This window comes from Brevibacillus nitrificans (assembly GCF_003710965.1).
Taxonomy (GTDB): Bacteria; Bacillota; Bacilli; order Brevibacillales; family Brevibacillaceae; genus Brevibacillus; species Brevibacillus centrosporus.
On the sequence record NZ_RHHU01000003.1, the window covers coordinates 45441 to 67210 of the forward strand.

Sequence of the window (21770 nt, forward strand, 5' to 3'; positions counted from 1 at the left end):
CGTGGCAAAAAAAGGTGCTCGTGACATCGCCCTCGATGTATTGAATCGGGTCGACGAACACAAGTCTTACAGCAATCTGGAGCTTCGCAATGTCCTGGATCGCTCGGAAATCAGCTCGGTAGATGCGGGGCTGGTGACGGAGCTTGTATATGGAACCATTCAGCGCAAGCTTACGCTGGAATTTGTACTGTCCCATTTTGTAGGGGGGAAAAAGGTACAGACCTGGGTGCGCAATCTGTTGCTGCTCAGCCTGTATCAGATTCGCTTTCTGGACCGGATTCCCGACCGTGCTGCCGTGCATGAAGCCGTAGAGATTGCGAAACGTCGCGGACATCAGGGGATTTCCTCGATGGTCAACGGCGTGCTGCGAAACGTTTTGCGTCAGCCGGACGTATGGGACCGACTGCCAAAAGGCGATGCCGTAAAGCAAATTGCGGTTACGCATTCTCACCCGGAATGGTTGATTCGCGAGTGGATCAAGCTCTACGGAGAGGAAGATACAAAGGCGATCTGTGACGCAAACAATCGGGCTCCCCAAACGTCCATCCGAGTGAATCCGTTGAAAATATCTCGAGACGAGCTGCTGGCCAAGCTGAGAGAAGATGGCAGTGAGGCAGTGGCTTCGGTCTTGAGCGATCAGGGGATCATCCTGGACGGCGGGCACGCTGCAGGTACTCGCTGGTTTAAAGAAGGCTACTACACGCTGCAGGACGAAAGCTCCATGCTGGTAGCATCCGCAGTGGCGCCGCAGCCGGGCATGCGTGTGCTCGATGCCTGCGCAGCTCCTGGCGGCAAGACCTCTCATCTGGCGGAAAAAATGGACAATCGCGGTGAGATTATCGCCAACGACGTGCATCCGCACAAGCGCGAGCTGATCGCGGGGACCGCGAAGCGTCTGGGCATTTCCATCATGGAGACGATGGTCAGCGATGCACTCGATCTTCCGGAAAAAGGTCTGGGCTTGTTCGACAGAGTTCTGCTCGATGCCCCGTGCACTGGCTTTGGGGTAATTCGACGCAAACCTGATCTGAAATGGAACAAGTCGAAGGAAGATGTGCGCTCGATCGCTCAATTGCAGTATCAGCTGCTCGCGGGTCTGTCCACGATGGTAGCTCCCGGAGGTACGTTGGTGTACAGCACGTGTACGATGGAGCCGATGGAAAATCAGGATATTGTCCGCCGTTTTGTAGACAAGCATCCGGAGTTTGTTTTGGACGAGACTTTGCGGGACGATTTACCTGCCGTGGTCCGCGACAAGATGGACGAATCCGGTGCTTTCGTACAACTTTTGCCGCATCATTTTGATAGTGATGGGTTCTTTATCGCCCGTTTGCGACGAAAAGCTTAGAAAAAAGAGGAGTGGCGCGCCTTTCGATGGTGCCACTCCTTTCCCTTTGTTTGCGGCGGTGCGGATTGGTTTACACTAGGAAAAGTGACGCATTTCTAAACTGGATGCCAAAACCGTTTGAAGCGCAGACCAATGCGAGGTACAATGATAGAATGACTGAAATTGCTTAGCAATGAATTTGAGGATGTGAAAACAGCAATGCCGATTACTACATTTACTAGCGCCAAGCCGCTTATTTACAGCCTGACTCAAGACGAGATGAAGCAGTGGCTGGTAGACGCTGGAGATAAAGCGTTTCGTGCACAGCAAATTTTTGACTGGCTGTACGTGAAGCGCGTGACCTCTTTTGAAGAGATGAGCAATCTGTCCAAGGACTTGCGCCAAAAGCTGGCCGATACGTTTCGGATGGATCCTCTAAAAGAAATTACGCATCAGGAATCGCAGGACGGAACTATCAAGTTTTTGTTCCAGTTAGTGGATGGACACGCGATCGAGACCGTTATCATGCGTCATAACTACGGAAACAGCATTTGTGTAACGACACAGGTAGGCTGCCGAATCGGATGTACATTTTGTGCCTCTACGCTCGGCGGGCTGAAGCGTAACCTCGATGCGGGCGAAATCGTATCTCAAGTATTGATGGCCCAGCGCAAGCTCGATGCGGATGGCGAACGTGTCAGCCATGTCGTCGTGATGGGAATCGGGGAACCGTTTGAGAACTTCGAGAGCCTGATGGGCTTTTTGACCGTGATAAACGATAACCGCGGACTGAACATCGGCGCTCGTCACATCACAGTCTCCACCAGTGGGATCGTGCCGAAGATTTACGAGTTTGCGGAAAGAGGCGGACAAGTCAACCTGGCCATTTCCCTGCATGCTCCGAATACCGAGCTGAGAAGCCAGCTGATGCCGATTAACCGCGGCTTCCCTCTTGCACAGCTGATGGAAGCTTGCCGTCACTATATCAACAAGACAGGCCGCCGCATCAGCTTTGAATACGGTTTGTTCGGCGGGAAAAACGATCAGCCGCAGCACGCAGAGGAACTCGCTGAGCTGATTGGCGATATGCTGTGCCACGTCAACCTGATTCCGGTTAACTACGTACCGGAGCGGGATTATGTACGTACACCGCGCAACGAGATTTTCCAATTCAAACGCATTTTAGAGGACAAAGGAATCAATGTGACCATCAGACGGGAGCACGGCAGTGACATCGCTGCTGCATGCGGTCAGCTGAGGGCACAACACGCTAAAGAAACCGTGGGGTGATACCATGGAAATTGCAATGAAATCCCATGTGGGCCACGTCCGTTCCGTGAATGAGGACTACTTTGCCACGGAGGCAGATGTGAACGGACGCGCCCTCGCTGTTCTGGCCGATGGTATGGGCGGACATGAGGCGGGCGAGATTGCCAGCCGCCTTGCTGTTGAGCGAATAGTAAAAGAACTGCGTCACCTTGCTGCTGATGTAGTAGGAGAGGATGCACGTGAGCATCTGATGAACGCTGTGCTGCTCGCGAACAAGGAAGTGTACGAATACGCGCAGGAACACCCGGAGTGTAATGGGATGGGGACGACGACAATCGCGGCCTTGTTTGGGTCAAGCACGGTCATGACGGCGCATATCGGAGACAGCCGCCTTTACAAATACGGGTCCGACGGTTTGGTGATGAAGACAGAAGATCATTCGCTGGTCAATGAGCTGGTGAAAAATGGGCAGATTACCGCCGAAGAAGCAGCTGTTCATCCGCATCGGAATGTCATCATGCGATCGTTGGGGACGGAGCCGGATGTCCTGATCGATTTGGACGAGTTTGAATGGGCACCTGGGGATGTCGTCTTGATTTGCTCGGACGGATTAAGCGATAAAGTGCCAGCTTCTAGGATGGAAGAATGGCTACAGAAAGAGACTTCTCTGCAGGAGAAGGTAGACGGCCTGGTGCAGGAAGCACTGGCCGCTGGTGGGCAGGACAATATAACGCTCGTTGCCGTGCGCAACATGCCCGTAGCCAGTGAGAAAGAGGGGTGAGAGAGATGGATGGTCAACGGCTTGGAGGGCGGTACCAGCTAGAAGCCCGCGTAGGCGGGGGCGGAATGGCGATCGTTTACAAGGCCAAGGATTTGATTTTAAATCGTCCCGTTGCGGTGAAGGTATTGCGTTCACAGTTCGGGGGAGACGAAGACTTCGTGAACCGGTTCAGACGGGAAGCGCAGGCAGTTGCAAGCCTGTCTCACCCCAATGTGGTCGGGGTTTACGATGTTGGGCAGGACGGCGACACCCATTACATGGTGATGGAATACATAGAAGGCTATACGCTGAAGGAAGTTATCATTCAGCGAGGAGCTCTTCCTGTGGAAGAAGCTGTGAGAATCGCGGAACAAATTTGTGACGCACTCGATCATGCCCATCAAAATCAGATCATTCACAGAGATATTAAGCCACACAACATCATGATCGGCAAAAATGGGCGAGTAAAGGTGACGGACTTCGGGATTGCCCGTGCAGTTACCTCAACAACCATTACCCATACGAATGCGATGCTGGGCTCCGTCCACTATTTCTCGCCTGAACAAGCGAGAGGCGGTATCACTGGGGAAAAATCGGATATTTACTCATTGGGGATTGTGCTCTACGAAATGGTGACAGGAGAACTGCCGTTTTCCGGAGACTCGCCGATTTCTGTGGCGCTGAAGCATTTGCAGGAGCCGTTGCCAGAGCCGCGGCAAGTAAACCCGGCGATTCCGCAAAGCGTCGAGAACGTCATTCTCAAGGCTTTGGTGAAGGATCCGTTTCTGCGCTATTCGTCTGCGCGTGAAATGCTAGAAGATTTGGAGACCTGCCTGTTTCCCGAGCGCTTAAACGAGGAAAAGCTGACGTTCCCGATTGACGAGGAAATGACACGGGTGGTTCCGATCATTACACAGGATATGCTCGATCAGCACGCAAACGGACGGACAGGTGTTGGCCAAAGAAGCGGTCGGTACGAGCAGCAGCTCGAGGACGACGAGGAACAGAAGCCGCAGAAAAAATGGTGGGTCAAAACCTTGCTATGGGTAGCGGGAATCGGTTTGTTTCTCGTGCTAGGCTTCTTCGGATTCAACTTCCTGCTCAATGTGTTCCCTTCCGTACCTGAGGCACCGGTTCCTTATGTAGAAGGGATCGAGGTATCTTTGGCGCAGAAGAAGATTGAGGAAGCCAATCTCGTGGCGAAAGTCGTGGAGGAAGCAAACGATACGATAGAGAAGGGCTTGGTCATCAGACAGGACCCGGCTCCGCCCATGCGGTTAAAAGAAAAAGCAATCGTCACGCTCTATGTGAGCAAAGGACAGCAGGCTGTTCCTATGCCAAATCTCGTCTCCTTATCCCGATCGGTTGCTGAGGATATGCTAAAGCAGCTGGGCTTCAAGACAGATGCCATCACGTTTGAGGAAGTCGAGGATGACAACGCAGAAGCAGGCATTGTGATCGGTCAGTCGCCGGATGCAAACGCGTCGGTTTACCCGACGAAGGACACGGTCCGCGTCACTGTCAGCAAGGGCAAATCGTTTGTGAAAATGCCAAATGTCGTCGGAAAATCGGTGGAGCAGGCTCAGGTAGAGCTGTTCAAGCTCGGACTCGAAGTCGGTGAAACGAAGGAAGAGCCGTCGTTTGCGACAGACAAGGCAGGCGTCGTCCTCTCGACTCACCCGTATGATGCAGGGATGCAGGTGCAAAAAGGAGTGAAGGTACCGCTCACGGTAAGCAACGGTCAGTACCCGGCGGACGCCAAACTGGCAAACGCACCTGTGTATGTGGAAGTCGTACCGGGCGAAACTGCGGAGATCAAGATCGAAGTGAGTGACTCCCGCGGTGATGGGCAGCAAGTGTACAAGGAGACGATCACGGAGAGCAGGGAGTACGATGTTCCAGTCGTTCTGTCTCCACAAAAAGATGCCGTGATTAAAGTGTTCAAAAAAGATCCGACGAAAAATGAGTATGTGGAATACCAGACCATACCCATTTCGTACAGCAGCTTGCCATAAGCATGTGGAGGGACATGAATGCCAGAAGGACGCATTGTAAAAGCTTTGAGCGGATTTTACTACGTTGCCGATGGGGACCGAATTTTTAGTTGTCGAGCACGTGGTCTATTCAAGAAAAAGGGTGCCAAGGTAAATCCGCTCGTGGGCGACTGGGTAGTCTACGATGCAATCAATGAAGAAGAAGGGTATGTGATGGAGGTGGGTGAGCGGACCAGTGAACTGGTTCGACCGCCCATTTCCAATGTGGATCAGGCCGTGCTGGTCTTTTCCATGTTCAAACCTGCCTTCAGCGCGTTATTACTGGACAAGTTTCTGGTCCATACCGAGCATGCTGGCATTGATTCCGTCATTATCCTGTCAAAGGCAGATCAAGTGCCGGAAGAAGAGGTAAGAGCCATCACCGAGAAATACGAGGCGATCGGCTATACGGTCATTCCAACCTCGACCAAACAGGAGACACGTGGATTGCAGGAAGTGCGAGAAGTCCTGCATGATCGGATTTCCGTTTTTGCTGGTCAGTCGGGCGTAGGAAAATCGTCTCTGATCAACGCGTTGTTCCCAGGAGTAAGCCTGCAAACGGGAGATGTGAGTGAAAAGCTGGGGCGCGGGAAGCACACGACCCGTCATGTCGAGCTGATTCCTCTCGAGGGTGGCGGCTATGTCGCAGATACGCCAGGCTTCAGTTCCTTGGAATTCATGGATTTGGACGAGCTCGACTTGGCAGAGGCATTCCGGGATTTTGCAGAGCGTTCACCCGATTGCAAGTTTCGGGGCTGTCTGCACGTGACAGAGCCCTCCTGCGCCGTCCAGGAAGGCGTGGCCTCAGGGGAGCTGAGCAAAGAGCGCTACGAGAATTACCTGCAATTCCGCGAAGAGCTGAAAGAATATCAACGGAGGAATAAACCATGGTAAAAATAGCACCTTCTATCCTGTCGGCGGACTTCGCCAGATTGGGTGAGGAAATTCAGGACGTCGAACGGGGAGGCGCAGACTGGATTCACGTAGATGTCATGGATGGACATTTTGTTCCGAATATCACGATTGGACCTTTGATCGTGGATGCCATCCGCCCAGTGACAAAGCTTCCGCTCGATGTGCATCTCATGATCGAGGAACCGGATCGCTACATTCCTCAGTTCGCCAAGAGCGGTGCAGACTGGATTACCGTTCATCAGGAAGCTTGCCGCCATTTGCACCGTACGCTCGCACTAATCAAAGAGCAAGGGGCGAAAGCAGGCGTCGTACTGAATCCCGCAACACCAGTGTCTACGATCGAGCACGTGCTTACGGATCTGGACATGGTGCTTCTCATGACCGTCAATCCAGGCTTTGGCGGGCAAAAATTCATTCACAATGTGGTTCCGAAGATCAAACAGCTGCGTCAAATGCTGGATGAGCGCGGCCTTGGTCACGTTGAGATCGAGATCGACGGTGGCGTGAATACCGAGACAGCCCGGTTGTGCGAAGCGGCAGGGGCGACCGTGCTCGTTGCCGGAAGCGCCGTATTCAATCAAAAAGACCGTGCGCAAGCTATCGCAGCGATTCGCGGATAAAAGCGACCGTACAAAATGCAAAAAAGCCATCTCTTTCGCATAGAAGAGATGGCTTTTTTCGTTTTTAATCAGGGCGATCGGAAGTCACATACGTTCCTGCAATCAAATCGTGAATGGCACGTTTGTCTTCACGGACACCGACCATGATCGCGCTGATGATCGCACCTATGCCAAGCGTTACGGTATAGATCAGCCAGCAGCCTACCACGATGCGCAGGAGCATCGTTCCTATGCCAACAGGACTCCCATCCATTTTTACGATGCGAATGCCCACGATTCTTTTTCCGACCGTATAGCCGTACCAGAAAACCGGCAGCAAGAGACTGTAGAGAATGGACACCAGATTCGTGAACAGATTGCCTTTTGTCTCACCCGTGATCAAATAAGAGAGAAGTGCCAGTGGTACCCCGATGATCAGGCCATCGAGCAAGCTTGCTCCAAACCGCCGCCAAAATCCAACCGCGTGGCTCTGCAAAGACTTTTCGTTTTCCACGATGATCCCAGCTCCTTTCCTTTCAATAGGAATGTATATGAGCTGGCAGCCGAAAGTAGAGCGAAAGAAATACGCCGCCACTGAATGAGGCAAAGTGACAGCTGGCATGCTTTACAGACTGGTAAACAGACGAAGCAGGACAGCGATCCTCCCCGGAATAGCCTCGATAACTACGTGCTCATGGGAGGCATGTGCACCATCGCCTACTGGTCCCAGGCCGTCGAGCGTAGGCGTGCCTTCATCAGCAGCAAAGTTGCCATCGCTCGTACCGCCTACCCCGCGCTCTGTCAGTGTGAAGCCTTCCAGGAGGGCTTGCTCCTGTGCATGCAAAAACAGCTGCTCAGTGGCTGCGGTTCTTTCCATAGGAGGTTTGGTTATGCCGCCCTCCACAACAAGCTGCGCACCCGGCAGAACGGGCCTTAGCTGATGCATGAGAGTGGTAATGCGGTCAGCCTCATTGCTGGCGCTGATACGCACGTCAATATCGGCCTCAGCGTAATCGGGAACGACGTTGGAGACGGTACCGCCGCGGATTGTTCCCACGGACAGGGTAGTACCCGCGTTGTAGTCGGTGAAGCCTTGAATGGCGATGACATGGTGGGCGAGCTCCTCGATGGCATTTACGCCAAGAGCGTGATCATTGCCTGCGTGTGCGGCACGGCCCTTGACCTTGAGGATGAAATCTCCGCCGCCCTTTCGGCTGGTTTTCAGAGAGCCATCTCCTGCCGCCGGCTCAATAACGAGAGCGCATTTGCTTCGTTTCGCTTCCTCGCGCATCCATTTTTCAGAAGAGACGCTGCCGATTTCCTCATCTGTATTCCAGAAGAAGACGAGCTTGCTTTGAAGGGGAATCTGCTGCTCGATGATTGTTTTCAGGGCAAAATAGCTGAAGATGATCCCTGCTTTCATATCGTAGGTTCCAGGACCATATACCCGTCCATCCTCGATTTTCCAGGGCTCCTGCGCAAGCGTCCCCAACTCTTTCACCGTGTCAAAATGACCGAGAACCATGATCTGCTCGGGGCCGTCTCCGTATTCGATGCGGAGCTGATCCCCGTATGTAGGCTGGGAGATCGTGTCAACTTTGCAGCCGAGCGCACGGAAGCGTTCTGCGATCAAACGCCCTAATTGATCCACAGCTTGTTTATTGTGAGTGGGTGTTTCTATTTCTACGTACGTACGCAATTCCTCGAGAATTTCGGGGAGCTGCTGCTGAAAATGGTCTGTCCATTTGCTGGTCATTCGTTATCCTCCTTGCAGGTGATTTCATTAGCACTATAAGTCTTTGGCCGCATTTTCGCCAGTCAAAAGTACAAACGGGGCTTGGTCGCAGAAAAAAGGGACATACTACAAACGCACCTGCCCTGAAGCCTTTAGCTTAATTGTGGATAGTATTCTGTAAATTGGCTATTTAAATTATGGCTAAAAAAACATTGAATTTGTTCATCTAATGATTAAAATAGTCATTATCCTGTATAAATATAAGCTGTCAATTCATAGCGTTCCCTTGAACTTGACAGCTATATTTTCAACTTGATTTCAAACACAATCCTAATGGGGGTATACCATCATGAAAAAACAGATGTTTTCAATCGCTCTTACATCACTCTTGGCAGCGACTGTTATGGCAGGCTGCGGGACAGGCACAAGCCAGCCACCGGCACAGCCGCAGAGTGGACAAGAGCAAGCTGGACAGCCAAGCGGAGAGAAAAAGACTCTGACGATGGCTACATCTGCAGACTACAAGCCCTATGAATTCCACGATTTGACCAGCGGCAAAGACGAGATCGTCGGCTTCGATGTGGATATCGCCAAATACATTGGGGAACAGCTGGGCTACGAAGTGCAAGTAAATGACATGAACTTCGACGGATTGGTTCCTGCGCTGCAAACCAACCGTGCCGATTTCGTCATGGCAGGGATGACACCGACCCCTGAGCGTCAGAAGAACGTCGACTTCTCGGAAATTTACTATGACGCGAAAAACACGATTGTCTCGAAGAAAGAGAGCAATGTGACCAAGCCTGACCAGCTGGCAGGGAAAAAGGTAGCGGTACAGCTGGGCTCCATTCAAGAATCTGCAGCAAAAGAGCTGGCGAAAACGGCAACGGGACTGCAAATCACTTCCTTGAACAAAACGGGTGAAATCATCGAGGAAGTAAAAACGGGCCGTGTAGATGCAGCGATCCTGGAAGATACCGTAGCCAAGGGCTTTGTGGAAAGTAACCCAGGCCTGCAGTACACCACGATTGAGACAGAAGAGGTAAATGGTTCAGCGATTGCTTTCCCGAAAGGCTCCAAGCATGTGGATGAATTTAACCAGGTCATCAAAAAAATGCAGGAAAACGGCGAGATGGACAAGCTGATCAAAAAGTGGTTCGGTCAATAATGCAAAGCGGGGCGGCTGCCCCCTTCGATTCACATCATGAAGATAGCAAGGAGTGGGAAAGGGCATGAATTTGGATTTTCCACAGATTGTGCCCTATATCCCTTTTATTTTACAAGGGATAAAGGTCACATTACTCGTCACACTCATTTCAGTCGTCCTCGGCTTCATCTGGGGCTCGATCCTGGCACTTATCAAAATTTCCAAATTCGGTCCGCTGAATTGGCTGGCAGTTGCCTATACGTCCATCTTTCGGGGAACACCTCTGATCCTGCAACTGACGTTTGTCTACTTTGCTACGCCTCAGCTGACGGGATATAACATCTCTCAGCTGGAAGCGGCTGTCTTGACGTTTACGCTGAATTCGGGTGCCTACATATCCGAGACGATCCGCGGTGGGATTCTCGCGGTGGATAAAGGTCAGTGGGAAGCGGCCAAGTCGCTCGGCGTTCCGTATCGCCGCATGATGATGGACATCATTTTGCCGCAGGGGATTAAAAACATCCTGCCAGCGCTGGTGAATGAAACAATCGCCCTTTTGAAAGAATCGGCACTCGTCTCCACGATCGGACTCGCAGACATCCTGCAAAACGCAAACGTCGTGAAGGGAACCATCTTCCGGTACTTTGAGCCGTACATCATCGCCGGGGTCCTCTACTATGTCATGGTCATGATCTTGACCTGGTTTGCGCGCGTGCTGGAGAGGAGGATGAGACGCAGTGATTAAAATTGACAACATCACCAAGTCATTTGGGCAGCTTGAAGTCTTGAAGGGGATTTCGACGGAGATCAAAAAGGGAGAGGTCGTGGCGATCATCGGGCCTTCGGGGTCTGGGAAATCGACTCTTTTGCGCTGCATGAATTTGCTCGAGGTTCCGACGACAGGAAAGATCGTCATTGATGGACAGGACATTACAGCGCCAAAGGCAGACGTTCTGAAGGTCCGTCAAAAGATCGGAATGGTTTTTCAGCACTTTCACCTGTTCCCTCACATGACCGTGCTAGGCAATCTCACTTACGCTCCCCTCAAGGTCAAAGGCATGTCCAAAGCAGAAGCAGAAGGAAAGGCCAGAGAGCTCTTGAAGCGCGTTGGTCTGTCGGACAAGGCGGACGTGTATCCGTCCCGTCTGTCTGGCGGTCAAAAACAACGTGTCGCGATCGCGCGTTCTCTCGTGATGGAGCCGGAGATTATGCTTTTCGACGAGCCGACCTCTGCCTTGGACCCCGAGATGGTCAAAGAAGTGCTGGAGGTTATGAAGGGCCTGGCCCATACCGGCATGACGATGGCCATCGTGACACACGAGATGAGGTTTGCTGAAGAGGTGTCGGATCGGATCCTGTTCATCGACCATGGACAATTGATCGAAGAAACGGCGCCTACAGAGTTTTTTGCGCGTCCGAAGAGCGAGCGCGCCCAGCAGTTTTTGGAGAAAGTACGCTAATATCTAGGAAGAGTCACAGCCCACGGTGGTTGTGACTCTTTTTTGTACAGTAAGAATTTATAAGATTCTTAGCCAGTATCAGTGCAACAAAGGCTCCACCGCAAAGCTTGGCGGAGCCAAGTTTTCTAATATATCGGGCATTTGCTGCCCATATATGCGTTTTCGCTGGGAGAAGGAAGAGGGACACGCATATTGCCTTTGGCTGACGCATAATGTATTCAGGCAGCCTGTGTATTTCCGACATTATTCTCATGATTATCGTGTTGCAATGGGTTTGCGAGCAGTCAACGGTACTCTTCTACTTTTTTCAGAAGGCAGGATACATGTTTATCCGACAGCAGAATATGATGTAATATGCACGTTTGGGAGAACACCTGAAGGAGGTGCAGTATAAATGGGATTGCGCTCCTATCGCCTGCGACAGGGGGGCGCCTTGCGACGTGTTCTCGGGGTAGCGTTGGCTGTCGGGGGTATCACCATTTTCCTGTACATCGCACCTCCGTGGGTTTGGTATAGCCTGTTGTCGTTGGCTCTCGTGGGGGCGGGCTGGTATTTGTATCACGTGAAGTAATTTCGGTGAGGAGGGGTAGCATGCGGTTTTACACCATCAAGTTGCCGAAGTTCCTGGGTGGCATGGTTCGCGGCATCATAGAGGCATTCAACAAGAAAAAATGACGGCGTGGCCTCGGCCTCCTGAGGGACCACGGCCTCCCGTGGGAATAAACGCCTGTGAAATGCAAAAAAGCACCTCAAGGGTGCTTTTTTTCGCGTAGTAGAAGACTACACGCGAGTTACGAGTCCGGATTTCAGTGCTCGAGTACTTACATAAACGCGCTTTGGTTTACCATTTACCAGAATGCGCACTTTTTGTACGTTAACACCCCAAGTGCGGCGAGTTGCGCGCATGGAGTGGGAGCGAGCGTTTCCTGCTTTAGCAGATTTACCTGTTACAAAGCAACGACGTGCCATTACGATCCACCTCCTTGTTGCATCTAAACGGAATTCCCTCGAGAGGGAACACAAATACTCAACCATAGTAGCACACGAGCCCTGTCAATTGCAATACTTGACATGAGGAAAAGCCCTTCCTTCCTTCTTTCCCTCTCGATTCGACAAAACGCTTCATTTCTTCTATATGTTAGTGTAAAATTATATGAAGCATGTTTACGCTTACCAAAGCGATCAAGCTGTTGAAAAGAGGAGGAGTCCTTGCATGACAGTGGAAATGAGCACATCTATGGGAAAAATAGATGTTACGGAAGAAGTGATCGCTCGGATTGCTGGAGGCGCCGCTATGGAAGTTTTCGGGCTCGTGGGGATGTCGCCACGAAAAGCGCTGAAGGACGGTATTGCCGAGCTTCTGGGACGAGATAACCTGAGCAAAGGGGTTGTCGTTCACAACCAGAACAGCGAAGTAACTTTGGACATGCATATCATCGTCAGCTATGGCGTTAAAATTTCCGAGGTAGCCGGCAATGTACAACGCCGTGTTCGCTATACCTTGGAGCAAACGGTAGGAATCGATGTCACTGCGGTAAATATTTTCGTGCAGGGTGTACGCACTGACAGGGATACATAATTAAGGAGGAACAACAGTTGGTACATACGCGTCTTGATGGCGTCCTTTTTAGCCGGATGGTTTACCTGGGGGCAAACCTTTTGTCTGAAAACGTCAAAGTGGTGGATGGATTGAACGTCTTTCCCGTACCGGATGGAGATACTGGGACGAATATGAATTTGACGCTTACCTCAGGTGTGGAGGAATTGTCCCGCAAGGAATCTCCTCTCATCACAGAAGCGGCTTCTGCACTTGCCAAAGGCTTGTTGATGGGAGCTCGTGGCAACTCTGGAGTCATTTTATCCCAATTGTTCCGTGGCTTTAGCAAAGCTGTGAACGGGAAAGAGGTCGTGAACACTCGCCAATTTGCGGAGGCACTAAAATCCGGAGTGGACTCAGCCTATCAAGCAGTCATGAAACCGGTCGAAGGGACCATTCTTACTGTTGCTCGCGAGGCAGCAGAGATGGCTGTACGTGCAGCACGCACGTCTGACGATCTGGTCGTGGTCATGGAAAAAACGTATGAGCAGGCGCAGACAACACTGCTGCGCACACCTGAGATGCTGCCTGTGCTAAAAGAGGTGGGCGTCGTCGATTCAGGTGGACAAGGCTTGTTGTTTATTTACGAAGGATTTTTGCGTGTGCTGCGCGGAGAAGCTGCCGAGGATGTGCAGAAAAGCTCTCAGCCTGTCATGAGCGACGCTGAGCTGAACAAGCTGGTAGACGCACAGCACGCGCAGATTCATATGAAAACGGAAGACATCGTTTACGGCTACTGTACAGAGTTTATGGTGCACATCGCCAACAGCACCGAGCCAAATAAAAAACCGTTCTCGGAAGGACTGTTCCGCAGTCAGCTGGACAAGATGGGGGATTCCCTCCTGGTTGTGTCCGACGATGAGGTCGTCAAGGTGCACATTCACGCAGAGCATCCGGGCAATGTCCTGCAATACGCGCAGCAATTTGGAAGTCTGCATCGACTAAAAATTGAGAACATGCGCGAGCAGCACGCCAACATTCTCAAAGCAGAAGAGGGCAAGGCTCCGGCAGCAGCCGTTGCCACGCGAGAATTGGAAGCGATTCCCTATGGCCTGATCGCAGTTGCAGCCGGTGAGGGGATCGCCAAGATTTTGCGCAGCATGGGTGTACATGTTGTCGTGGAAGGCGGACAGACGATGAATCCGAGCACGGAGGATTTCATGAAGGCTATTTCGGGTCTGCATGCCAATGAAATCATTATCCTGCCAAACAACAGCAATATCGTCATGGCAGCCCAGCAAGCGGCAGAGCTTTCCGAGACGCCGGCATCCGTGGTTCCGAGCAAGAGCATTCCTCAAGGCATGGCGGCACTGGTCGCCTTCAACAGGGAAGCAGGCATCGAAGCGAATACGATTGCCATGAACAAAGCGATTGCTTCTGTGAAAACGGGAATGGTCACGCATGCCGTCCGCGATACGCGCATGGGCGATGTCGAGATCAAAGAAGGCGACTATATCGGGATTGCGGAAAAAGAAATCGTCACGGCTGGACCGGATTTGTTGCAAAGCGCACAGACTCTCCTGCTGGATTTAGTGGACGAGGATGCAGAAATCGTCACGCTGTTCCTGGGAGAAGGAGCGACGCAAGAGATGGCAGAAGCGTTAGAGGCAGGATTGGCAGATGCCTATCCGGATGTGGAAGTGGAAATCCAGGATGGCGGACAACCATTGTATCCGTTTATCTTTTCTGTGGAGTAATTGGGAGAGGGGCTCTCGTGAATGCCAATCGTAATTCTTACTGACAGTGCTTCGGATATTGATGCGTCTGTTCGGGAATCGTTGGGGATTGTGGCTGTACCGTTGAAAGTGATGTTCGGACCGGAAACCTATCAGGACGGTGTCACGATCTCCTCCACTGCTTTTTTTGAAAAACTGAGCCAGTCGAGCGTTTTGCCGACCACCTCTCAGCCCTCTCCTCTGGAGTTTGCAGAAGCGTACAAGGCGATTTACGAGAAGTACGGCAAGGATGTGCAAATTATTGCCATCATGCTGTCCGCTGCCTTGTCCGGGACGTATCAGTCCGCGATGATCGCCAAATCGATGCTGGAAGAGAGCATCGATATTACCGTCATCGATTCCCGCAAAGCTTCCTACGTGCACGGCATGATCTGTGTCGATGCAGCCAAGGCAGCACAGGAAGGCAAGAGCAAGCAGCAGATTCTCGATATGATCGACCGCTATCTGGATGAAGTACAGGTCTATTTTATCGTGGATACGCTGGAGTTTTTGCAAAAGGGTGGGCGGATCGGTCGTGCGGCAGCCGTGATTGGCTCGCTTTTAAACATCAAGCCAATCTTGACGTTGGACCCTGTGGGCTACGTAACGGCTTTCGACAAAGTGAGAGGTACCAAAAAGGCGCTGAACCGCGTGCTGGAAGCATTGCAGGAGTACTCGCAGGGAAAACCGGTGAAGGTTGCCGTCCTGCATAGCTCCGTACCGGATCAGGCAGCTGACATATTGGAGCGGATCAAGCAAGAGTTTCAAGTGACCGCCTCTCATTTGGAAGAGATCGGACCTGTGATCGGGACTCATACCGGGCCTGGCCTGCTAGGGATCGTCATGGTAAAAGCGTGATGGGAAAAAGACATTCTCGATTGTTTCGGGGGTGTCTTTTTTGCCTGACTAGAGGTTTTCTTCTCGGCATGACTTGCCCCTAATTTCAGCTACACCAAAGGAAGGGATAGCATGGCTGAGCTGGTCAAAATACGAGCAAGCGTGTTTATTGGGCGCTTGCACTGGCTACCTCCCATTTCGGATCCCGATACGGGGTTTATCTACGAGTATGCTGGCGATGCTCACGACTTTACGCCGTATGCGGGCAACACGGGGCGCTCTCGCGTCGAGCAGGAGCTCACCGTCGATTTTACCAAACGGAGATTGTCCGTCTTTGCGGGCACTGGCGTAACGGTCCTCAAAATGACGGACGCAAATGGTAATGGGCAGTACAAAGAAGGGAAAGCTTCTACGGAAGGGATCGTCGTCGAGGACGAACGGTGGGGACAGTCAGAGGTAACCTTCGTGATGAAAGCCAGTGCCAAGAACCCGCTGCGTAGACTATTGGCTGCAAGTGAAGGTGCAAGTGGACGGCAGCATCGAAGTGAAAGGCTCGCACGATGGCTTTCCGCGTTTCGAGTTTTACAAGCAGGCAGACTTTGGGGAATTCCAATGGATCCATGCGCATGACTTTCACATAACGGGGGATACACCGGCAGCGATGGCTGGAGAAATGGAATACCATTTTGAAAAAAAGTGCTAGTGTCTGCGCTCTCTTTCTGCCCTAAACGGCGGACTGTAGCCTGCTCGTGAAACCTGTAGCGCTTTGGGAATCGGTAGGATACAATGAGAGTGAATCTTGTTGAACCCCTTGTGATATCAGGAGGAGAAGGCGGTTGAAGTACAAAAGCGTATTTGATATTATCGGTCCCATTATGGTAGGACCGTCGAGTTCCCATACAGCAGGTGCGGCGCGCATCGGCAGGGTGGCGCGTAAGCTGTTTGGCAAAGAGCCTAAGCGTGCAAAGATCACCTTCTACGGCTCGTTTGCAAAGACGTATCAAGGGCATGGCTCTGACGTGGCAACGGTTGCAGGGATTCTCGATTTTGACACATCAGACTTGCGCTTGAAAAATTCGCTTCTGATTGCTGAAAAAGCAGGGATGGAAGTGGATTTGACCACGTCGGAAGTCTTGACGGAGCATCCCAACACCGCTCGAATCAAGTTGTCAGACGACCAGGAGTCAATCGAGGTTGTCGGCGTTTCGATCGGTGGGGGGAAAATTGAAGTGCTGGAGATTAACGGCTTTACGCTGCAGCTGGGCTTTGACAGCCCGACGATGCTGGTTTTGCATGAAGACCGCTTCGGGATGATTGCGGCTGTCGCCAAAATCCTGACGCAGCACAAGATCAATGTAGGGCTGATGGAGGTTTCTCGTCACGATCGCGGGGCGCGTGCTTTAATGGCAATCGAGACGGATGCTCCTGTTTCCGCAGAGGTGCTGGAGGAAATCCGGCAGATTCCTTACGTATTTGACGTTTCCTTGCTTTCGTTGAACTAGCGCAGATGATGATCATGGGCACAAGACAGCAGGGAATAGAGGAGTGATCAAACAAGATGTTTCGGAATGTGGCTGAGCTGGTTGAATTGGCGGAATCACAAGGAAAGAAAATCTCGGAAGTGATGATCGAGGCAGAGATGGAAGTATCCCAACGCAGTCGGGAAGCCATCATGCAGGATATGTACGCCAATCTGGACGTTATGGAAAAAGCAGTTCGTCGCGGCCTGACAGAGGATATTCGCTCGCATAGCGGGCTGACAGGCGGCGATGCCAAAAAGCTGCAAGAATATATGAAGAACAAAACCTTCTTATCGGGACCTACACTTTTGAATGCGGTTTCGATGTCCGTAGCGGTCAACGAAGTCAATGCGGCTATGGGTACCATCGTCGCGACTCCTACCGCTGGGGCTTGCGGCATTGTTCCAGGTACCCTGTTTGCGGTATCAGACAAGCTCCAACCGACACGGGATGAGATGGTGAACTACTTGTTTACTGCTGGCGCAATCGGTTATTGTATCGCGAACAACGCGTTTATTTCCGGTGCGGCTGGAGGCTGCCAGGCAGAAGTCGGTTCGGCGACCGCGATGGCAGCTGCGGCTATCGTCGAGATCGCGGGCGGCACGCCGGAGGAGTCGGCACAAGCGGTAGCGATTGCTTTGAAAAACATGCTTGGTCTGGTCTGTGACCCCGTGGCTGGACTGGTGGAAGTACCTTGTGTCAAGCGCAATGCGATGGGGGCTGCGATCGCTACGGTAGCGGCAGACATGGCGATGGCGGGCATCAAGAGCGTCATCCCGACAGATGAAGTCATCGAAGCGATGTACCGGATCGGTTGCGCAATGCCGACAACACTGAAAGAGACGGCCCAGGGCGGACTGGCCGCAACTCAGACAGGGCGCCAAATCGAAGCGAAGATTTTTGGCGTACGGATGGAGAAGTAATGACGACGTCTTATCAAGCTCCCGTCTCCCAGCTTCACGGGGTAGGGGAAGAGCGGGCAAAAGCTTTTGGCGGTTTGGGGATTCACAGCGTAGGCGATCTGCTGGAGTACTTCCCGACCCGTTATGAAGACTACCGTGTTCGCGATTTGACAGAGGTCAAAGACGGAGAGAGGGTCACGCTGGCAGGTACGGTATACGGCGAACCCTCTGTTCGTTTTTATGGCAAGGGCAAATCACGCATTTCCGTCAAGGTAGTCATGGACCGGGTGGTGGTCACGGCTGTTTGGTTCAACCAGACGTTTGTGAAAAGCAGGCTGTCGCCGGGCAAAGAAATTCTCATCACGGGAAAATGGGACAAGCACAAGCTGCAGGTCACGGTGAATGAGATGACGGAGGCGGATTCCGACCGCGCTGCCAAGCGTGGAGAGCTGGCTCCCGTATATCCGCTTGGCGGGGATGTCACGCATAACCTGCTGCGGAAAACGATCCAGCAGGCTTTGCGAGAGTACGGTCAGGAGATACCGGAAATTCTGCCGCCCTACATCGTCGAGCGCTATCGGCTGATGCCGCGGGTCGATGCCATTCATTCGATTCACTTTCCTGCCGATGCCGAAAATGGACGCCAAGCACGGCGGCGAATCATGTTCGAGGAGCTTTTTTTATTTCAGTTAAAAATCCAGGCGCTGCGCCGGGTGAATCGCCAGCAAACCGAAGGCATGGCGCTCACGATTCCGATGGAGGAGGTTCGGCAGTTCATTTCTTCTCTGCCCTTCCCGCTGACAGATGCGCAAAAACGGGTCGTCAAAGAAATTTTGGATGACATGCGCTCTCCTCATGCGATGAATCGTTTGCTGCAAGGGGACGTAGGTTCCGGAAAGACGGTCGTAGCTGCCATCGCGCTGATCGCGGCTGTCAAGGCAGGTTTCCAGGGGGCGCTGATGGTGCCGACGGAAATTTTGGCGGAGCAGCACGTTCAGTCCCTCACGGCTTTACTTTCGCCATACGGGATCGAGGTGGCTCTGCTCTCCGGTTCGCTGACTGCCAAGCGCAGACGTGAAGTCATCGGCTCTCTGCAGATGGGTCTCATCGATGTCATCGTGGGTACACACGCCTTGATTCAGGAGGATGTGTTTTTTTCACGACTGGGCTTGGTCATTACGGATGAGCAGCATCGCTTTGGGGTTGAGCAGCGGCGAATCTTGCGCAACAAGGGCCTGACTCCCGATGTCCTGTTCATGACGGCGACACCGATTCCACGGACGCTGGCGATCACCGCATTTGGCGATATGGATGTCTCTACGATCGACCAGATGCCTGCTGGCCGCAAGCCGATTGAGACGACGTGGAAAAAGCACGATCAGTTCCCCGCCGTTCTGGAGCAAATGCGTGACGAGCTGCGCAAAGGAAGACAAGCCTACGTCATTTGTCCGTTGATCGAAGAGTCGGAAAAGCTGGACGTGCAAAATGCGATTGATGTTCACGCGCAGCTGACGCATGTGTTTCCTGAGTTTGGCGTAGGCTTGATGCACGGGCGCTTGCCTGCCAAGGAAAAGGATGCGGTGATGCAGGCTTTTCTCGCTGGAGAGCATGCGGTGCTCGTCTCCACAACGGTCGTTGAGGTAGGGGTAAATGTGCCGAATGCTACCTACATGATCATTTACGATGCCGAGCGCTTTGGTCTCGCACAGCTGCACCAGCTGCGGGGGCGTGTCGGCCGTGGCTCGGAGCAGTCCTACTGCGTGCTGATTGCTGATCCCAAGTCGGAGATCGGAAAAGAGCGGATGCGCGTCATGTGTGAGACAACAGACGGGTTTGAGCTGTCGCAGCGAGACTTGGAGCTGCGCGGGCCGGGTGATTTTTTCGGGACCAAGCAGAGCGGCGTTCCTGAGTTTAAAGTGGCGGATCTCTTGAGTGATTACAAAGCACTGGAGGTCGCCAGACAGGAAACCGCCAGACTGGTAGCGGAGAGGTCGTTTTGGCATGACGCCCAGTACCATTGGCTGCGGGAGTACTTAAAGCGCGAGGGTGTACTGGACGGAATCGTGTTCGACTAAAGGCAAAAGCAAGTATTGGTGGAGAGTCTTCTCTGTGAGAACAGGGGAGGCTCTTTTTGGTATGCGAACAGCGGGGGAGAACGGACAAAATTTACTTTGATCGTTTGAAACGATTCCAGCCTTCGCAGCGTCAATATCCATATTAAGGAAAACGATACGAATCCATAGAGGGGCGGTTCTTTCATGCGTTTGCTTCGCTTCATACCTTGGGGATGGTTGTTTTTGGCCGTTGTTTTGTCTGCTGCTGCATGCAGCCCTGGACCTGTGAGCACGGGACCCGGAGGAATCGAATCACCCTCGGTGCCACATGAGCCGCCGCCAGCAAATGCCGTACCTCCTCCTTCCCAGCCTGCTGCTCCTGCCGAGTGGCTCCCAGAGGAAATCGATTTCAACTACGATGAGCTGAAAGAGGATGTGCGTATACAGCTGGACGAGGAGCCGCAGCTTCATTCTCCTATCCGTACGGTTGTCGGGAATACACCGCAGTCGTACAGCTTCTTTTTCCGTGAACCGATGGATCGCGCCAGTGTAGAAGCCGCTGTTCGCCAGCACGCCAAAGACACCTCCCAGATTCACTATGTGGAGCCGTCACTTGCGTTTCACTGGGTTCATGACCGGCAGCTGCGCTTGCTGGTGACTTTGGACCGGCAGCCAGATTTGAATCAAGCCAGCCCTGAGTACTGGCTGAATGCAGCAGGTGCCAAAACGCAAAAAGGAAGAGTGGTTGCAGGCAATCTCGATTTTCGAGCGGTAGCTGTCGTCCCAAGTCAGATTTGGCAGGTCTCGCTGGATGGGGAGCAGCTAAAAAAGGTCTCTGGCTTTCCTGCTCCTTATATGGTTTCGACCATCTTAGACAACGAACGGCGATATGTACTAATGTACCGCTACAAGCAATACTGCGAGTGCGACGCGCATCATATTCCTTTGTATGCGATCTATGACCTGGACAAAAAATCACTGACCCGCTACCCCTTTGAGCTGACCGTGAACTATCGAGGGGAAGGGACCTTTGTGGCAGATCGGCGCGGATTTTTCTTCGCCCAGCCGCAAAAGGGTGTGTCCGTACCAGAAAGCGAGTGGGCGGTTCCTATCAAAGTAAATGGATTCGTGCATGGAGCGAGCTTCAGCCATAATCGTCAGTATGTTTTATTGGCGACAGGCCCCGCGCAGCAAAAACAGGATCTGGATCTCGTGCTGGTCAACCTAGAAACGGGTGCGCAGACGCGTCTGCCCGGTGCTGTGAAAGGCACGATTCCGACGAGCGAGGCGGACGGCATGACGCTGCCAGTCACGTTTATGGACGATGGAAGGTATGCGACTTTTATCATACGAAAGAGCGCAGACAGCCTGCGTGAAATCCGGCAGCGCTATGACTGGAAAACCGAGAAGGTCATCCCTTGGAATCCTCCTGTTGCCGAGGACTCGTGGGCGGGCTACGATCAGTCGGATGACGGAAAATACCAGATGTACTTTAATGGCGGACTGTACCAAGGGAAGGAGAAAGTAGGGGAATTGGATCGTTCGGGGGTCTGGGTGCCCGGCACGCATCTTTTGGCGTATGTAAATTGGCAGGAGGGGAAAGCGGGCGGCCCAGCAACTCAATCGCTGCATATCTTTGATGCGGACCTGCGGCAGGAGCGCGTCATTTTGGAAGGGCTGTCTATTGGGTTTGGTGTGATAGGGGCAAGTCAGGACGGGAAGTGGCTGCTCGTGCATAGCGAGCGGGATCTGGCCAATTAGCGGTCCGCTGCTTTGAGGTATTTGCGCAGCCTTTGCTTTTTCTGCGATGGCGATGCGTATTTCGTGCAATCGAATCATGAGGTTGGGCCAACCCGGCGGGGATGACGGATCCGGCAGGTTGGTCTGTTTCTGTTTTTCC

At 52.5% G+C, this 21770-nt stretch carries 21 protein-coding genes and 1 pseudogene; 19 read left to right on the forward strand and 3 right to left on the reverse strand.

The features are described 5' to 3' along the window. The first annotated feature begins 1 nt into the window (after position 1). The 6 genes from rsmB to rpe all read left to right on the forward strand — a co-directional run bounded on the left by rsmB (position 2) and on the right by rpe (position 6924). Positions 2 to 1348: a 16S rRNA (cytosine(967)-C(5))-methyltransferase RsmB gene (rsmB, locus tag EDM59_RS02120; RefSeq protein WP_122922137.1), complete on the forward strand. Its 1347-nt coding sequence runs from the start codon at positions 2 to 4 to the stop codon at positions 1346 to 1348. A 198-nt stretch (positions 1349 to 1546) separates the two neighbouring features. Continuing rightward, a complete protein-coding gene (rlmN, locus tag EDM59_RS02125; RefSeq protein ID WP_122922138.1) occupies positions 1547 to 2617 on the forward strand; it encodes a dual-specificity RNA methyltransferase RlmN in 1071 nt (356 codons plus the stop codon). Positions 2618 to 2621: 4 nt separating this feature from the next. Next, the gene (locus EDM59_RS02130) at positions 2622 to 3377 is read left to right on the forward strand and encodes a Stp1/IreP family PP2C-type Ser/Thr phosphatase (RefSeq protein ID WP_122922139.1); all 756 of its coding nucleotides are present in this window, start codon (positions 2622 to 2624) and stop codon (positions 3375 to 3377) included. Positions 3378 to 3382: 5 nt separating this feature from the next. Further along, the gene (pknB, locus tag EDM59_RS02135; protein ID WP_122922140.1) at positions 3383 to 5371 is read left to right on the forward strand and encodes a Stk1 family PASTA domain-containing Ser/Thr kinase; all 1989 of its coding nucleotides are present in this window, start codon (positions 3383 to 3385) and stop codon (positions 5369 to 5371) included. A gap of 18 nt (positions 5372 to 5389) precedes the next feature. Continuing rightward, entirely contained in the window at positions 5390 to 6283 is an 894-nt protein-coding gene (rsgA, locus tag EDM59_RS02140) for a ribosome small subunit-dependent GTPase A (RefSeq protein ID WP_122922141.1), read from the forward strand. Then, positions 6277 to 6924 carry a ribulose-phosphate 3-epimerase gene (gene rpe, locus EDM59_RS02145; RefSeq protein WP_122922142.1) on the forward strand — a complete coding sequence of 216 codons (648 nt, stop codon included), beginning with the start codon at positions 6277 to 6279 and terminating at the stop codon, positions 6922 to 6924. Before rsgA ends, rpe begins: the two co-directional genes overlap by 7 nt. 64 nt (positions 6925 to 6988) lie before the next feature. Here rpe and EDM59_RS02150 read toward each other — a convergent pair whose 3' ends face one another. Together EDM59_RS02150 and EDM59_RS02155 are read right to left on the reverse strand one after the other, a co-directional pair. Continuing rightward, positions 6989 to 7417 (reverse strand): RDD family protein, encoded by a 429-nt coding sequence (locus EDM59_RS02150; protein WP_122922143.1) that lies wholly within the window; start codon positions 7415 to 7417, stop codon positions 6989 to 6991. A 111-nt stretch (positions 7418 to 7528) separates the two neighbouring features. Then, positions 7529 to 8659, reverse strand: coding sequence for a M20 family metallopeptidase (locus EDM59_RS02155; protein ID WP_122922144.1), 1131 nt, complete (start codon positions 8657 to 8659; stop codon positions 7529 to 7531). Positions 8660 to 8987: 328 nt separating this feature from the next. Here EDM59_RS02155 and EDM59_RS02160 point away from each other — a divergent pair, with 328 nt between their 5' ends. From EDM59_RS02160 to spoVM, 5 genes are all read left to right on the forward strand, one after another. Next, positions 8988 to 9806, forward strand: a complete 819-nt coding sequence (locus EDM59_RS02160) for a transporter substrate-binding domain-containing protein (RefSeq protein ID WP_122922145.1) — start codon at positions 8988 to 8990, stop codon at positions 9804 to 9806. Positions 9807 to 9870: 64 nt separating this feature from the next. Continuing rightward, positions 9871 to 10530: an amino acid ABC transporter permease gene (locus EDM59_RS02165; protein ID WP_122922146.1), complete on the forward strand. Its 660-nt coding sequence runs from the start codon at positions 9871 to 9873 to the stop codon at positions 10528 to 10530. Continuing rightward, entirely contained in the window at positions 10523 to 11245 is a 723-nt protein-coding gene (locus EDM59_RS02170) for an amino acid ABC transporter ATP-binding protein (RefSeq protein WP_122922147.1), read from the forward strand. The genes EDM59_RS02165 and EDM59_RS02170 overlap by 8 nt, the downstream gene beginning before the upstream one ends. A gap of 394 nt (positions 11246 to 11639) precedes the next feature. Next, positions 11640 to 11816, forward strand: a complete 177-nt coding sequence (locus tag EDM59_RS30900) for a hypothetical protein (protein WP_170184276.1) — start codon at positions 11640 to 11642, stop codon at positions 11814 to 11816. A gap of 20 nt (positions 11817 to 11836) precedes the next feature. After that, positions 11837 to 11920 carry a stage V sporulation protein SpoVM gene (gene spoVM / locus EDM59_RS02175; RefSeq protein ID WP_055746831.1) on the forward strand — a complete coding sequence of 28 codons (84 nt, stop codon included), beginning with the start codon at positions 11837 to 11839 and terminating at the stop codon, positions 11918 to 11920. Between the two features lie 105 nt (positions 11921 to 12025). On the opposite strand, the gene rpmB is transcribed toward spoVM, so the two are convergent. After that, positions 12026 to 12214: a 50S ribosomal protein L28 gene (gene rpmB / locus EDM59_RS02180; RefSeq protein ID WP_005831020.1), complete on the reverse strand. Its 189-nt coding sequence runs from the start codon at positions 12212 to 12214 to the stop codon at positions 12026 to 12028. 244 nt (positions 12215 to 12458) lie between these two features. On the opposite strand from rpmB, the gene EDM59_RS02185 reads away from it, so the two are divergent. From EDM59_RS02185 to EDM59_RS02220, 8 genes and pseudogenes are all read left to right on the forward strand, one after another. After that, positions 12459 to 12824 carry an Asp23/Gls24 family envelope stress response protein gene (locus tag EDM59_RS02185; protein WP_092267880.1) on the forward strand — a complete coding sequence of 122 codons (366 nt, stop codon included), beginning with the start codon at positions 12459 to 12461 and terminating at the stop codon, positions 12822 to 12824. Positions 12825 to 12841: 17 nt separating this feature from the next. Next, entirely contained in the window at positions 12842 to 14539 is a 1698-nt protein-coding gene (locus EDM59_RS02190) for a DAK2 domain-containing protein (protein ID WP_122922148.1), read from the forward strand. 21 nt (positions 14540 to 14560) lie between these two features. After that, entirely contained in the window at positions 14561 to 15415 is an 855-nt protein-coding gene (locus EDM59_RS02195) for a DegV family protein (protein WP_122922149.1), read from the forward strand. 111 nt (positions 15416 to 15526) lie between these two features. Continuing rightward, positions 15527 to 16097, forward strand: a pseudogene (locus EDM59_RS02200) (DUF3238 domain-containing protein). Between the two features lie 133 nt (positions 16098 to 16230). After that, positions 16231 to 16896, forward strand: coding sequence for an L-serine ammonia-lyase, iron-sulfur-dependent subunit beta (gene sdaAB, locus EDM59_RS02205; protein WP_122922150.1), 666 nt, complete (start codon positions 16231 to 16233; stop codon positions 16894 to 16896). Between the two features lie 56 nt (positions 16897 to 16952). Then, positions 16953 to 17837 (forward strand): L-serine ammonia-lyase, iron-sulfur-dependent, subunit alpha, encoded by an 885-nt coding sequence (sdaAA, locus tag EDM59_RS02210; protein ID WP_122922151.1) that lies wholly within the window; start codon positions 16953 to 16955, stop codon positions 17835 to 17837. Further along, on the forward strand, positions 17837 to 19891 hold the full coding sequence (gene recG, locus EDM59_RS02215) for an ATP-dependent DNA helicase RecG (RefSeq protein ID WP_122922152.1): 2055 nt from the start codon (positions 17837 to 17839) through the stop codon (positions 19889 to 19891). The genes sdaAA and recG overlap by 1 nt, the downstream gene beginning before the upstream one ends. 183 nt (positions 19892 to 20074) lie before the next feature. Next, entirely contained in the window at positions 20075 to 21631 is a 1557-nt protein-coding gene (locus tag EDM59_RS02220; protein ID WP_122922153.1) for a hypothetical protein, read from the forward strand. Positions 21632 to 21770: the final 139 nt, after the last annotated feature.

Excerpts from the sequence above, each read along its gene's own strand:
- rlmN (WP_122922138.1), top strand. The coding sequence starts at position 1,547 with ATGCCGATTACTACATTTACTAGCGCCAAGCCGCTTATTTACAGCCTG.
- EDM59_RS02130 (WP_122922139.1), top strand. The coding sequence starts at position 2,622 with ATGGAAATTGCAATGAAATCCCATGTGGGCCACGTCCGTTCCGTGAAT.
- pknB (WP_122922140.1), top strand. The coding sequence starts at position 3,383 with ATGGATGGTCAACGGCTTGGAGGGCGGTACCAGCTAGAAGCCCGCGTA.
- rsgA (WP_122922141.1), top strand. The coding sequence starts at position 5,390 with ATGCCAGAAGGACGCATTGTAAAAGCTTTGAGCGGATTTTACTACGTT.
- rpe (WP_122922142.1), top strand. The coding sequence starts at position 6,277 with ATGGTAAAAATAGCACCTTCTATCCTGTCGGCGGACTTCGCCAGATTG.
- EDM59_RS02155 (WP_122922144.1), bottom strand. The coding sequence starts at position 8,659 with ATGACCAGCAAATGGACAGACCATTTTCAGCAGCAGCTCCCCGAAATT.
- EDM59_RS02160 (WP_122922145.1), top strand. The coding sequence starts at position 8,988 with ATGAAAAAACAGATGTTTTCAATCGCTCTTACATCACTCTTGGCAGCG.
- EDM59_RS02165 (WP_122922146.1), top strand. The coding sequence starts at position 9,871 with ATGAATTTGGATTTTCCACAGATTGTGCCCTATATCCCTTTTATTTTA.
- EDM59_RS30900 (WP_170184276.1), top strand. The coding sequence starts at position 11,640 with ATGGGATTGCGCTCCTATCGCCTGCGACAGGGGGGCGCCTTGCGACGT.
- spoVM (WP_055746831.1), top strand. The coding sequence starts at position 11,837 with ATGCGGTTTTACACCATCAAGTTGCCGAAGTTCCTGGGTGGCATGGTT.
- rpmB (WP_005831020.1), bottom strand. The coding sequence starts at position 12,214 with ATGGCACGTCGTTGCTTTGTAACAGGTAAATCTGCTAAAGCAGGAAAC.
- EDM59_RS02185 (WP_092267880.1), top strand. The coding sequence starts at position 12,459 with ATGACAGTGGAAATGAGCACATCTATGGGAAAAATAGATGTTACGGAA.
- EDM59_RS02195 (WP_122922149.1), top strand. The coding sequence starts at position 14,561 with ATGCCAATCGTAATTCTTACTGACAGTGCTTCGGATATTGATGCGTCT.
- sdaAA (WP_122922151.1), top strand. The coding sequence starts at position 16,953 with ATGTTTCGGAATGTGGCTGAGCTGGTTGAATTGGCGGAATCACAAGGA.
- recG (WP_122922152.1), top strand. The coding sequence starts at position 17,837 with ATGACGACGTCTTATCAAGCTCCCGTCTCCCAGCTTCACGGGGTAGGG.
- EDM59_RS02220 (WP_122922153.1), top strand. The coding sequence starts at position 20,075 with ATGCGTTTGCTTCGCTTCATACCTTGGGGATGGTTGTTTTTGGCCGTT.